Here is a 12,798-nt window from a genome sequence, read left to right as displayed (position 1 = left end):
CCAACTATTACCGGAGCGTGACGCGATTGCGCTACACTGCCGGATCGCTACGGCCAAGAACAGGGAAGGAAGCAGGATGGGAAAAATTGTATGGCGACTGGGCGCACTGGCTGCGTTGCTGGCACTGGGTGCGTGTAGCACGGTGAATCAGGGCGCGTTCAATAACTATGTGGCGCAGACTGTGCAGCCGGGCATGGCGCTGGACGAGGCGCTGGTGCGTATGCGCGCCGAGGGCTTCAGCTGCAATGCCAGCACGGCCGGCAGCGTGACCGTGTGCACCCGGCCGTTCGAGCGCATGCTGCGCACGGATTGCGTGGAGCGGGTGGATCTGGTGCGCAGCGTGAACGCGCCTAAGCTGGTTGGCAAAGTGGACGCGCTGGAGACGCGCTGTGCCAAGCTGTGGAATTAGCGGTGCGCCACGAGCGGGCGCGCCGGCCCCGGCGCTGAGGCCGGGCCGTAAGCCTTAGTGTTTGGCGTCGCTGGCAGGCAGCAGCGCTTCGCTAGCGGTGATGAACAGCTGGGCGCAATCGACGGCGTCGTAGGCGTAGTGCTGGCCGCAGAAGTCGCAGTTGATGGCGACCTGGCCCTGTTCCGCCAGCACGCTTTCCACTTCATCGCGCCCCAGCATCTGCAGCATATTGCCGACTTTTTCGCGGCTGCAGGTGCAGTGGAAGCTCGGATGGACGGGATCGAACACGCGGATGGTCTCTTCCCAGAACAGGCGCTGCATCAGCACGTCGATGCCGGTATCGAGCAGTTCTTCCTGCTTCAGCGTGGAGCCCAGTATCACGGCACGATTCCACGTTTCCAGCGCTTCGTCGGCAGTGATAGGTGCCGCTTCCGCCGTGCCGCCATGCAGCGGCAGCTTCTGCAGCAGCAGGCCGCGCGAGCTATGCTCGTCAGCCGCCAGCCACAGCTTGGTGTCCAGCTGTTCCGAACGCAGCATATAGTTTTCGATCACGGTGGCGACGTCGCCGCCATCGAGTGGCACGATGCCCTGATACGGTTGCTGGCCCGGCAGCTTGTCGGCCGGATCGAGCGTAATGATGAAGCGGCCTTTGCCGTGCGCATGCAGCAGCCCGGTCAGGGTAGCGTCGTCGGCAATCACGGCATCGGGCGCCAGTTTGGCGGTAGCGCGCAGGCGCAGTTCCGCATCGCACTCGACCACCAGCAGGCGCACGGGGCCATCGCCATGGATCTGCATGATGATGGAACCGTTGAATTTCAGATTGGCCGACAGCAGTGCCGCTGCGGCCACCATTTCGCCCAGCAGCTTGCGCACGGGGGCAGGGTAGTGCTGGCGTGCCTGCACTTCGCGCCAGGTAGCGGAAATGTCGATCAGCTCGCCACGCACGGCAGCGTTTTCGAAAATGAATTTTTGCAGGGTGTCCTGCCCGGGCAGGGTGGTGTTGCTCATGGAGTTCCTATCTTTTTCAGTTGCGACTTGAAGAGCTGGCCGCGTTGTACATAATTGTCTGCATTGGCGCGCAGATTGGCGGCATCCTGTTCCGTCAGGGTGCGCACGGCCTTGGCCGGCGAACCGATGATCAGGCTGTTGTCAGGGAATTCCTTGCCTTCCGTGACCAGCGCACCGGCGCCGACCAGACAGCCCTTGCCTATCCTGGCGCCGTTCAGGATCACAGCCTGTATGCCTATCAGGGCGCCATCGCCGATGGTGCAGCCGTGCAGCATGGCCTGATGGCCGATGGTGACGTTTTCGCCCACCGTCAGCGGGTAGCCCATGTCCGTGTGCATCACCGTGCCTTCCTGCACATTGCTGCCCGCACCGACGGTAATACGTTCGTTATCGCCGCGGATGGTGGCGCCGAACCACACCGAAGTGTTGGCATGCAGCGTGACTTTGCCGATCACGGTGGCGGTGTCAGCAACAAATGACGATGCATCGATCTCGGGCGCGTGTTCGCCCAGTTGATATATAGACATTGGAAACCTTTGTGGCGTTGTGGATACGGAAGGACGCCGCGCCAGCCCCGGGGCTGTGTGTAGATGACCTGAGACTTGCGCGCCAGAATGTCGCTATTTTACGCTTGTGCAGCTATCGAACGGTCGTGCTATTATTTTGCAGCGCCGTCTGCTAGCTGAGTTGTCGTGCTTGCAGGCTGATATTGCGTCAATTTACGCCTTTTCAAGGACTGTCATGACTTACAAGCCATCCCGCTCCGAATTTCTCACCATACGCGGTCTGCGTAGCCACGTGCGGCACTGGGGGCGCGTAGGGGCGCCCAAACTGTTCATGCTGCATGGCTGGATGGATGTGGGGGCGTCGTTCCAGTTCGTGGTGGACGCCCTGCAGGGGGACTGGCACGTGATCGCACCGGACTGGCGCGGTTTCGGCCTGTCCCAGCGCAATGGCAGCGATACCTACTGGTTCCCCGATTATCTGGCCGATCTCGATGCCATCCTCGATCATTACGCGCCGGGCGAGGCCATCAACCTGCTCGGCCACAGCATGGGGGGCAATGTGGTCAGCCTGTATGCGGGGGCACGGCCTGAACGCATCCGCAAGCTGATCAATCTGGAAGGGGGCGGCCTGAAGTCCAGCAAGCCGGAACAGACACCGCGCCGCTATGCTGCCTGGCTGGACGGCCTGCAGTCGCCGCCGGAACTGCGTACCTATACCAGCGAGGCTGCCGTGGCAGCGCGCTTGCAGAAAACCAACCCGCGCCTGAGCAATGAACGGGCTGCCTTTCTGGCCCGGCACTGGTCGGCACAGACGGCGCCGGGACGCTGGGAAGTGCTGGGCGATCCAGCCCACAAGCAGCATGGCCCGCTACCGTATCACTCGGAAGATGTGCTGGCCTGCTGGAGCGCCATCACGGCGCCCGTGCTGTGGGTGGAAGCAGCCCAGACCGATATGTGGAGCTGGATGGGCGGCGAAGCCGAAGGACGTACGGAACTGGACTTCCGGCTTGGTCATTTGCGCGACGTTGAACGCCACATCCTGCCTGATGCCGGCCATATGCTGCACCATGACCAGCCGGAAGCGCTGGCCCGCCTGATCGAGCAATTTCTGCAGCGGTAAGCGCCATGACCGGGGCTAAGTGAATTTTGTGCAAGAGGCGTACAATGCAAGCTTCATTGCTGCGTTTTATGTCCCCGTATGCCTAATGCCTTAAAAGTCGATCTGCACTGTCATTCCAATGTTTCTGATGGCGTACTGGCGCCCGCTGCCGTGGCGCAGACGGCGCGCAAGGCCGGTGTCGATGTCTGGGCGCTGACCGATCACGACGAAGTCGATGGCGTGGCCGAAGCCCGTGCCGCCGCGCAGGCGCTGGGCATGCAGTTTGTGAGCGGCGTGGAAATTTCGATCACCTGGGCTAAGGAAACCGTGCATATCGTCGGCCTGCAGATCGATGAAACCCATGCCGGCCTGTGCGCCGGTCTGGCCGCCACCCGCGCCGGCCGCGACAACCGTGGCCGCCAGATCGCTGCCGAGCTGGCCAAGGTGGGCATCGCCGATGCCTATGAAGGCGCACTGAAGTTTGTCGGCAATCCCGATCTGATGTCGCGCACCCACTTTGCCCGCTATCTGGTGGAGCAGGGCGTGTGCGCCAGCATACCTGACGTGTTCAAGAAATACCTGTCGGAAGGCAAACCCGGCTATGTGCCGCACCGCTGGGCCACGCTGGAAGACGCGGTGGGCTGGATACGGGCGGCCGGCGGCATCGCCGTGATTGCCCACCCGGGCCGCTATAAATTCAACGACATGGCGCAGGGCGTGCTGTTCGACGAATTCAAACAGCTGGGCGGAACGGCCATCGAGGTGGTGACAGGCAGCCATACGCCGGATCAGTATCCCGAGTATGCCGAGCTGGCCCGGCGTTACGGTTTCCTCGCCTCGCGCGGTACGGATTTCCATGCGCCGGGCGAGGCGCGGGTGGATTTCGCCCTGCTGCCGCCACTGCCTGCCGGTGTGACGCCGGTCTGGCATGACTGGTTCTAGCCGGGGCGCTACAGCCACTTGAACCACTTGAAAATCGGCGTAACGAGACGCATCTATCTGCCGCGCGGGTCTGCAGTCTCTGCGAGACCTTCCTTAATTCCGTGGGAGACCAAGCAATGAAACGTATTGTCCTGTTTATTCTGACCAATCTGGCGGTGATGCTGGTGCTGTCCATCGTGCTGTCGCTGCTGGGTATTGGCCGTCCCGGCAGTGGCAATACTCTGCAACTGGGCAGCCTGCTGGCGTTTTCGCTGGTGGTGGGCTTTACCGGCGCCATAATCTCCCTGCTGATCAGCAAACCGATGGCCAAGTGGTCGACCGGTGCGCGGGTGATTAGCTCGCCGGCTAGCTCGACGGAGCTGTGGCTGGTCAATACCGTGGCCGGTCTGGCACAGCGGGCCGGTATCGCCACGCCGGAAGTGGCGGTTTATGAAGGCGAAGCGAATGCCTTTGCTACTGGGGCCTTCAAAAATTCCGCGCTGGTAGCGGTTTCCACTGGCCTGCTGGAAAGCATGAACCGGGAGGAAGTGGAAGCGGTGCTCGGTCATGAAGTGGCCCACATCGCCAACGGCGACATGGTGACCATGACCCTGATACAGGGCGTGGTGAATACCTTTGTGGTGTTCCTCGCCCGTGTGGTGGGCTTCTTTGTCGACAAGATGCTGCTGAAGAACGACGATAGCGAGCGCCGTGGCCCCGGCATCGGCTACACCATTACCGTATTTGTGTGCGAAATCATCTTTGGTCTGGCGGCCTCGCTGATCGTGGCGTGGTTCTCGCGCCAGCGCGAATTCCGTGCTGACGCCGGTTCGGCCCGTCTGCTGGGGAGTTCCGTGCCCATGCAGCATGCGCTGGCCCGCCTGAACGGCGTGACGCCGGGCGAACTGCCGCAATCCATCGCCGCCGCCGGGATCAGCAATTCGCCCGGCTGGAGCGCATTGTTTTCCACCCATCCGCCGTTCGAACAGCGTATTGCGGCCTTGCGTAGCGTACAATCTTAAGCTTACTTTACAGCGGCCTCAGCCAGTGCAACCATGAGTCAGTTTTTTCAGGTCCATCCCGTTAATCCGCAGCCGCGCCTGATCAAACAGGCGGCGCAGATCGTGCACGATGGCGGTATCGTCGCCGTGCCGACGGATTCCTGCTATGCGCTGGTATGCCACCTTGATGACAAGGCGGCGGTGGAACGGCTGCGCCGCATCCGGGGCGTCGATGAAAAACACCACCTGACCCTGCTGTGCCGCGACCTCAGCGAAATCGGCGTGTATGCGCGCGTCGATAACCAGCAGTTCCGTCTGCTCAAAGCGGCCACGCCGGGGCCGTTCACCTTTATTCTGGAGGCGACCAAGTGCGTGCCGCGCCGCCTCAGCCACCCGTCGCGCAAGACCATAGGCTTGCGGGTGCCGGAAGACGCCATCGTCCATGCGCTGCTGGAAGTGCTGCAGCAGCCGCTGCTGGGCACCACCCTGATCATGCCGGGCGAAGCGGATGCACTGAACGACGCCGATACCATCGTCGAACGGCTGGGCAAGCAGGTCGATCTGGTGATCGACGGCGGCGCCTGCAGTATGGAACCGACCACGGTGATCGATCTGACGGGGGCGCAGGCCGAGCTGGTGCGGCAGGGCCGCGGCGACGCCTCGATGTTCGGTCTGTGACAGGCTGGCCTTTTCTAAGCAAGAACTAAGCTGGTACTGGCATGGTCTGGTGATTAACTGGGTATCTGTGCCGGCCCCTGACGGCACTGCTTGGGCTGAGTCCGCCCTCTGGTAGAATCCCCCTCATGAACGAAACTGACAGTCTGATCCAAACCATCACGGTGTATCTGATCCCCGTGCTGTTTGCCATTTCCCTGCACGAAGCCGCACACGGCTATGTGGCCCGCTATTTCGGCGACCCGACGGCAGCCAACGAGGGGCGTTTGAGCCTCAATCCCCTGCGCCATATCGATCCGTTCGGCACCATCGCGCTGCCGCTCATCCTCAGTCTGCTGCATCTGCCCGCGCTCGGCTATGCCAAGCCGGTGCCGGTCGATTATGGCCGCTTGCGCAATCCTAAAAAGCAGATGGCGTTGGTGGCCGCCGCCGGTCCGGCCGCCAATTTTGCCATGGGGCTGGGCTGGATGACGCTGTGGGTCGTGCTGGTGCACGGCCTCAACCTCGACCTGAATAATTTTTTTGTGGCCATGAGCATGGCCGGCTATGGCGTTAATTCCGCCATGTGCGTGTTTAACCTGATTCCGCTGCCGCCGCTCGATGGCGGCCGCATCGTGACGGGCATATTGCCGCTGCCGCTGGCACGTCAGTATGCCCAGATCGAACGTTACGGCATGTATGTGTTCATTGCGCTGATACTGATGATGCAGTTCGGCCTGCTGACCGACTTCCTGGTCGGCGGCATGCATATTCTGCAGAGCATCTTCCGCATTCTGCTGACACCCCTGATTTTCTTACTTAGCTGAGCCCTCTATGTACCCCGATCGTGTAGTTTCCGGCATGCGTCCCACTGGTTCCATGCATCTGGGCCACTACCACGGCGCTTTGAAAAACTGGATCAAGATGCAGTCCGAACTGCCTTGCCTGTTTTTTGTGGCCGACTGGCATGCCCTGACCACGCACTACGATGACCCTAGCGTGATAGAACGCAGCACCTGGGACATGCTGATCGACTGGCTGGCCGCCGGCATCGACCCTTCCCAGGCCACGCTGTTCATCCAGTCGCGCGTGCCAGAACACGCCGAACTGCATCTGCTGCTGTCCATGGCCACGCCGCTGGGCTGGCTGGAACGGGTGCCCACCTACAAGGACCAGATCGAGAATCTGTCCAACAAAGATCTGGCAACCTATGGCTTCCTCGGCTATCCGCTGCTACAGGCGGCCGATGTGCTGATCTATCGCGCGAGTCAGGTGCCGGTGGGCGACGATCAGGTGCCGCACATTGAAATGATGCGCGAAATTGCCCGTCGTTTTAACCATATGTACGGCAAAGAGAAGGGTTTCGAGGAAAAAGCGCAGGAAGCCGTGAAAAAGCTGGGCAGCAAGCGTGCCAAGCTGTACAACGAACTGCGTACCGAATACCAGCAGGATGGCAAGGAGGAGGCGCTGGAACAGGCCAAAGCCATGCTGGACGATGCGCAAAGTCTGTCCATGGGCGACCGCGAACGCCTGTTCGGCTATCTGGAAGGCAGCCGCAAGCTGATACTGGTGGAGCCGCAAGCCCGCCTGACGGCCGCTTCGCGCCTGCCCGGTCTGGATGGCCGCAAGATGTCCAAGAGCTACGGCAATTCCATCGCCCTGCGCGAAGACAAAGCGTCGGTGGAAAAGAAAATCCGCACCATGCCGACCGACCCGGCGCGCGTGCGCCGTACCGATGTGGGCGATCCGGCCCGTTGCCCCGTCTGGCAGTTCCACCAGGTGTATTCCGACGCGGCGACGCAGGAATGGGTGGTAAAAGGATGTAAATCTGCCGGTATCGGCTGCATCGAGTGCAAACAGCCCGTGATAGACGCCATCATCAAGGAACAGGAACCTATGCACGAGCGCGCCCAGCAGTATCTGGACGATCCCTCGCTGGTGCGTGCCATCGTGGCCGACGGCAATGATGCGGCCCGCAAGCTGGCGCTGGAAACCATGCGCGATGTGCGCGAAGCCATGGGGCTGGCCTATACATGAGCCACAGCAGCGAATTGATCTCGCCGTGGGTGCAGCGCTATGCGCCGCTGATACCCAGCGGCGCCGTGCTCGATCTGGCCTGCGGCCATGGCCGCCATGCGCGCCATCTGGCTGCGCTCGGCCATGCCGTGGTGGCGGTGGACCGCGATCCGGCGGCGCTGGCCGCCGCTGCGGGCGCTGGCATTACCACCACGGAAATCGATCTGGAGCAAGCGGGCGCGCCATGGCCGTTCGGCGCCCAGCGCTTTGCCGGCATCGTAGTGACCAACTACCTGCACCGGCCGCTGGTGCCGGCCATGCTGGCCAGTCTGGCGCCTAATGGCGTGCTGATCTACGAGACTTTTGCGGTAGGAAATGAGCAGTTTGGCAAGCCCTCGAATCCTGCGTTTCTGTTACAGTCTGGCGAGCTGCTGGGCTGGGCGCAGCGCCACGGTTTGCAGGTCGTTGCCTATGAAGAAGGCGTGATCGATACGCCAAAAGCTGCCATGGTGCAACGACTATGTGCCGTGCAGCCGGAATTCCCCCGTATGGCGGCCTTATTGCCCCCATTTTGACGGTTGATTTGTCGCCGCGAATGCACCACGGCAGCGACCTATCGACTACAATCGTTGTTTTAATTCTTTACGCAGTGGTTACCTATGATTAAGGGCAGCATCGTAGCAATCGTCACCCCGATGCACGCAGACGGTAGTCTGGATTTCGCGGGTTTGAATCAGCTGATCGACTGGCATATCGCCGAAGGTACGGACAGCATCGTTATCGCCGGCACCACCGGTGAATCGGCCACCGTCAGCGTGGAAGAGCACTGCGCGCTGATCAAGGCCACCGTGGCCCATGCGCGCGGCCGCATTCCTATCATCGCCGGCGCCGGCGCCAATTCGACGGCGGAAGCGATCAAGCTGACCCGTTACGCCAAAGAGGCGGGCGCTGATGCAACCCTGCAAGTAGTTCCTTACTACAACCGTCCTACCCAGGAAGGCATGTACCAGCACTTCAAGGCCATCGCCGAAGCGGTGGACCTGCCGGTGATACTGTACAACGTGCCGGGCCGTACCGTGGCCGACATGAGCAACGAAACCATCCTGCGTCTGGCCCAGATTCCTAACATCGTCGGCGTCAAGGATGCGACCGGCAACATCGGCCGCGGCTACGACCTGCTGCGTCTGGCGCCGAAATCGTTCGCCGTGTACTCGGGCGATGATCCGACTGCCATGGCGCTGATGCTCGCTGGCGGTGCCGGTAACATTTCCGTGACGGCCAATGTGGCGCCACGCGGCATGGCCGAGATGTGCAAAGCTGCCATCGCCGGCGATATTGCCAAGGCGCTGGAATGGAATAACAAGCTGTTCCCGCTGCACCAGAAGCTGTTCATCGAGCCTAACCCTGTACCGGTAAAATGGGCGCTGGCGGAAATGGGCAAGATGCCAGCCGGCATACGTCTGCCACTGGTACCGCTGGCGGAAGACTGCCACGCTGCCGTGCGGGCTGCGCTGAAAGAATCCGGCGTTCTGTAATTTATATCACTACACTAGCCCCGACTACGGTTCGGATCGTTTTTGATTTGCTGCTATTCAGCTTTTTAAATAGTTACCACATGACTAATCGCAAGACAGTTTCTATTTCCTCGCAACGCGCTGTGCTGGTGGGCGCCCTGATGGCCAGTTTGACCGGTTGCGGCATGATTGGTTCCGTGGTCGGTACGGACAAGGTCGATTACAAGTCCGCGAAAAAGGCCAGCACGCTGGACGTGCCGCCAGATCTGACCCAGTTACAGAAAGATAACCGCTATTCGCTGCCGGATTCGAACAACGGCATCGCTACCGCTTCCGGCTACAATGCTACGCGCGGCAACGGCGGCAATGCTGCGGCCATCGTGCCGGGCACGCCATCCGCCGGTTCGGTGGCGGTGACCGGTGTGGGCGATATCAAGGTGGAGCGCGATGGCAACCAGCGCTGGCTGGTGGTCAAGCAGACGCCAGAGCAGCTGTGGCCGCAGCTCAAGCAGTTCTGGGAGGATTCGGGCTTCGTGCTGGCCAAGGAAATGCCAACGGCTGGCCTGATGGAAACCGACTGGAACGAAAACCGCGCCAAGATTCCCCAGGACTTTATCCGCAACACGCTGGGCAAGGTGTTCGATTCGCTGTATTCGAGCGGCGAACGCGATAAGTTCCGTACCCGTATCGAGCGCCGCGCCGACGGCAGCAGCGAAATCTACATCAGCCACCGTGGCGCCAAGGAAGTGGTGACGGGACCGCAGAACGAAACCACGTCGTGGACGCCGCGCGCCAATGATCCCGGTCTGGAAGCAGAATTCCTGGCCCGCCTGATGACCAAGCTGGGCAATGTCAGCGAAGTGGCTGAGGCCCGCACGACGGTCGAGAATGCACCAGCGCAAGCCCAGCACGCCACGCTGGTAGCGGGTACCGTACAGGTGGATGAAGGCTTTGACCGCGCATGGCGCCGTGTAGGTCTGGCGCTGGACCGTGCCGGCTTCACGGTGGAAGACCGTGACCGTACCCAGGGTACTTACTTTGTCCGCTATGTGGATGACAGCGTGGAAGGCAAAGGCTTCTTCGCCAAGCTGTTCAGCTGGGGTTCGTCCGAGGCTGACAAGGAAGCCCAGCGCTACCGTATTCTGGTGAAAGCCGGCGCTGGCAATACCAGCGTGGTGACGGTGGCCAATAATGCCGGTCAGGCCGATACTGGCGCAGTAGGCGAGAAGATTCTGACGCTGCTGCAGGAACAGCTGAAGTAATTGCAGCGCCAGTGTATCACTGGCGCGCTAATAGAGAAGCCGGCAATTGCCGGCTTTTTTTTATTTAAAACTGCAGAGATAAAACTGCTTCCGATAATATCGGCAGGCTTAGCGCTGGAGTTTTAGCGGATTATAAAAGTGACAGACGTAAAAAAAACCGGCCCGCAGGCCGGTTTTTCTATCGAGCTGATTACTTCGAAGCAGCAGGAGCAGCAGCGGCTGGAGCAGCAGCAGCGTCCGAAGCGGCTGGAGCAGCAGCTGGAGCAGCAGCGTCCGAAGCAGCAGGAGCAGCAGCTGGAGCAGCGGCTGGAGCAGCAGCTTCAGGAGCAGCTACTGGAGCTGGAGCAGCAGGAGCTTCTTCTTTTTTCGAGCAAGCAGCCAGAGCAACAGCCAGCAGGGAAACGATCAGCAGGGACTTTTTCATGGGTTTTCCTTAGTTAATTCAAATTAAACACAATGTTGCGATTAATAATTACCGGTAATTATCGCTCTATTTTAGGTCGTCTTCGAAGGCTTGCGTACCTCGTAAGGTGCCTACCAGACAACGGAAACTTCCTAACGAAATATTATAGCGATTTTTACTGCGTCGCAATAGGACGCACGGACGTTTCGGCAATAAATTTGCGATACTGCAACATTACAAATTATGACCGAAAGGCTAGTTTCGCTAACTTGCGCGGTATCCGCTTCGAACTGCCTTATTCTGCGCTGAAAATGCTCAAATTTCAGCCTGATTTAGCAGTAGCCCCTCGCCCGAGTCTAACCAAATTGTAATGAAGCGATCCTGATAGATTTTCACTTCGGCAGCGTCATTCACGCTGTATTCGCCGCGCATGTGATCAGAATGAAAACGTCGTACCAGATGGCTCTGGTCGGCAAGGCAGAACGAGTCGCTTAATTGGCGCAGTGCGGGATGGGTACGCCGCAAGGCAACGCGGTGCTGGTAGCTCTGCAGCAGGCGCAGCAGGCGCGGCGCATGGCGCTCCAGCGCCTGCCCCTGATGGGCTAGCAGTTGCAACTGGCCGCCGCCATGAAGGAAGCGGCGCAGGGCAGCATCCATGTTGCTGCTGCCCAGCTCCCAGCTGGAAAAATCGGGGTCGAACAGGCACAGCCTGTGCTGTGCCGCGCCTATGCAGCTGGCCAGATGCTGCTGGAAGGCACTGCGCGTGTCAAACGGGGTGTGCAGTGCATCCATGGGGCCTCCTTACAGCAGTTCTATCCAGCCGTCCTGATACCAGGTGTACAGCGCTTCCAGCACGTCGTCGGAGGCAGCCGAGTAGGCGGCACCATCAAGGCGGCGCTCATTGGCCAGCAGTTCCAGCGTGACACGGTCGGCCTTGCCCACACCAAAGGATTCGCCGTTGATGAAGACGTGCTTGCCGCGATACAGCATCTGCGTCTTACGTGACAGCTTCAGCCCCTTCTGGCTGGCTTTGTCGCTGAACTTGCCGAAGGTGAGCGGCTTGGCCGGAGCCGTGAAAAAGACATTGTGCTTGGGCTCGGACATGTATTCGCCGAGGAAGATGGTGATGTCTTCGTCAGTGAATTGCACCTTCTTGATCTCGTCGATCAGGGTGTCGAGCATGGGGCGCGGAATTTCGGCCGGCTTGTTCTGCGGTTTCAGGTCGGGATCGCTGTAGCGGCCCGGCAGGTCGATGGAATCGGCCATGAACTGCAGGAAGGCTTCGCCCAGTTCCTGATAGCAGGGCTGGCGGAAACCGATGGAATAAGTCTGGCAGTCGCCGATGGCGATGCCGTCGTGGGCCCAGTGCGGCGGCAGATAGAGCATGTCGCCCGGATTGAGCACCAGTTCTTCGTCCGGCACGAAGTTGGCCAGAATCTTGAGCGGCAGGCCTTCCACCAGCGTCAGGTCTTTCTGCGCGCCGATGCGCCAGCGGCGCTGGCCCTGGGCTTGCAGCAGGAACACGTCATACGAATCGAAGTGCGGGCCGACGCCGCCGCCATCGGTGGCAAAACTGACCATCAGGTCGTCCAGACGGGCATCGGGAATGAAGCGGAATTGACGTAGCAGCGCATCGGCCTTGTCGTCGAACAGGTTGACGCCTTGCACCAGTACGGTCCATTCCTTCTGGCTCATAGGCGGCAGCGACTCCAGCGGGCCGTGCTGCAGGTTCCAGTTGCCGTCCACATTGGTGACCAGACGCGATTCGGCATGGTTGGTGGCGGCCAGTTTGCCCAGTGCTTCCACGCTCAGCAACGGCTTGAAGCCGGGCACTGCGTTACGGATCAGCAGAGGTTTCTTGTGCCAGTATTCGCGCAGGAACTGCGCAGGCGAGATGTCGCCCAGGAGAGGTAATTTTTTCATACGGCATTATACCCATGCGCTGCGACGAAAGGCTGCTAACGGCGGTTGCGCCGGTGAGACAGGGTATAATCACGCGGTTAAT

At 60.4% G+C, this 12,798-nt stretch carries 15 protein-coding genes; 10 read left to right on the top strand and 5 right to left on the bottom strand.

What is annotated here, in order from left to right:
- Window positions 1–76 precede the first annotated feature (76 nt).
- Window positions 77–409, top strand: a complete 333-nt coding sequence (locus tag GTP27_RS03260) for a hypothetical protein (protein ID WP_161037760.1) — start codon at window positions 77–79, stop codon at window positions 407–409.
- Between the two features lie 54 nt (window positions 410–463).
- Here the strand turns inward: GTP27_RS03260 and hslO are convergent, their stop codons facing one another.
- Window positions 464–1,417: an Hsp33 family molecular chaperone HslO gene (gene hslO, locus GTP27_RS03255; protein ID WP_161037759.1), complete on the bottom strand. Its 954-nt coding sequence runs from the start codon at window positions 1,415–1,417 to the stop codon at window positions 464–466.
- Window positions 1,414–1,944, bottom strand: a complete 531-nt coding sequence (locus GTP27_RS03250; protein WP_161037758.1) for a gamma carbonic anhydrase family protein — start codon at window positions 1,942–1,944, stop codon at window positions 1,414–1,416. The genes hslO and GTP27_RS03250 overlap by 4 nt, the downstream gene beginning before the upstream one ends.
- Before the next feature lie 214 nt (window positions 1,945–2,158).
- Here GTP27_RS03250 and GTP27_RS03245 point away from each other — a divergent pair, with 214 nt between their 5' ends.
- The 9 genes from GTP27_RS03245 (at window position 2,159) to bamC (ending at window position 10,390) form a co-directional block, all read left to right on the top strand.
- Complete coding sequence (locus GTP27_RS03245) at window positions 2,159–3,043, top strand: alpha/beta fold hydrolase (RefSeq protein WP_161037757.1); 885 nt, start codon at window positions 2,159–2,161, stop codon at window positions 3,041–3,043.
- A gap of 78 nt (window positions 3,044–3,121) precedes the next feature.
- A complete protein-coding gene (locus tag GTP27_RS03240) occupies window positions 3,122–3,964 on the top strand; it encodes a 3',5'-nucleoside bisphosphate phosphatase (protein WP_161037756.1) in 843 nt (280 codons plus the stop codon).
- A 116-nt stretch (window positions 3,965–4,080) separates the two neighbouring features.
- Entirely contained in the window at window positions 4,081–4,965 is an 885-nt protein-coding gene (gene htpX / locus GTP27_RS03235) for a protease HtpX (RefSeq protein ID WP_161037755.1), read from the top strand.
- Between the two features lie 33 nt (window positions 4,966–4,998).
- Window positions 4,999–5,622: an L-threonylcarbamoyladenylate synthase gene (locus tag GTP27_RS03230; RefSeq protein WP_161037754.1), complete on the top strand. Its 624-nt coding sequence runs from the start codon at window positions 4,999–5,001 to the stop codon at window positions 5,620–5,622.
- Between the two features lie 125 nt (window positions 5,623–5,747).
- Window positions 5,748–6,425, top strand: a complete 678-nt coding sequence (locus GTP27_RS03225; RefSeq protein WP_161037753.1) for a site-2 protease family protein — start codon at window positions 5,748–5,750, stop codon at window positions 6,423–6,425.
- Window positions 6,426–6,432: 7 nt separating this feature from the next.
- Window positions 6,433–7,635 carry a tryptophan--tRNA ligase gene (locus tag GTP27_RS03220; RefSeq protein WP_161037752.1) on the top strand — a complete coding sequence of 401 codons (1,203 nt, stop codon included), beginning with the start codon at window positions 6,433–6,435 and terminating at the stop codon, window positions 7,633–7,635.
- A complete protein-coding gene (locus GTP27_RS03215) occupies window positions 7,632–8,189 on the top strand; it encodes a class I SAM-dependent methyltransferase (protein WP_161037751.1) in 558 nt (185 codons plus the stop codon). Before GTP27_RS03220 ends, GTP27_RS03215 begins: the two co-directional genes overlap by 4 nt.
- Before the next feature lie 84 nt (window positions 8,190–8,273).
- On the top strand, window positions 8,274–9,149 hold the full coding sequence (gene dapA, locus GTP27_RS03210) for a 4-hydroxy-tetrahydrodipicolinate synthase (RefSeq protein ID WP_161037750.1): 876 nt from the start codon (window positions 8,274–8,276) through the stop codon (window positions 9,147–9,149).
- Window positions 9,150–9,229: 80 nt separating this feature from the next.
- A complete protein-coding gene (bamC, locus tag GTP27_RS03205; protein ID WP_229633365.1) occupies window positions 9,230–10,390 on the top strand; it encodes an NlpB/DapX family lipoprotein in 1,161 nt (386 codons plus the stop codon).
- Window positions 10,391–10,580: 190 nt separating this feature from the next.
- On the opposite strand, the gene GTP27_RS03200 is transcribed toward bamC, so the two are convergent.
- The 3 genes from GTP27_RS03200 to GTP27_RS03190 form a co-directional block, all read right to left on the bottom strand.
- A complete protein-coding gene (locus tag GTP27_RS03200) occupies window positions 10,581–10,814 on the bottom strand; it encodes a hypothetical protein (protein ID WP_161037749.1) in 234 nt (77 codons plus the stop codon).
- Window positions 10,815–11,108: 294 nt separating this feature from the next.
- Window positions 11,109–11,585: a DUF7931 domain-containing protein gene (locus tag GTP27_RS03195; protein ID WP_161037748.1), complete on the bottom strand. Its 477-nt coding sequence runs from the start codon at window positions 11,583–11,585 to the stop codon at window positions 11,109–11,111.
- Between the two features lie 9 nt (window positions 11,586–11,594).
- Window positions 11,595–12,716, bottom strand: coding sequence for a cupin domain-containing protein (locus GTP27_RS03190; RefSeq protein ID WP_161037747.1), 1,122 nt, complete (start codon window positions 12,714–12,716; stop codon window positions 11,595–11,597).
- Window positions 12,717–12,798: the final 82 nt, after the last annotated feature.

It is taken from the genome of Duganella qianjiadongensis (assembly GCF_009857915.1).
Taxonomy (GTDB): domain Bacteria; phylum Pseudomonadota; class Gammaproteobacteria; order Burkholderiales; family Burkholderiaceae_D; genus Rugamonas; species Rugamonas qianjiadongensis.
Note: the sequence above shows the minus strand (reverse complement) of the source record. Positions and strands in the feature narration are given on the sequence as shown.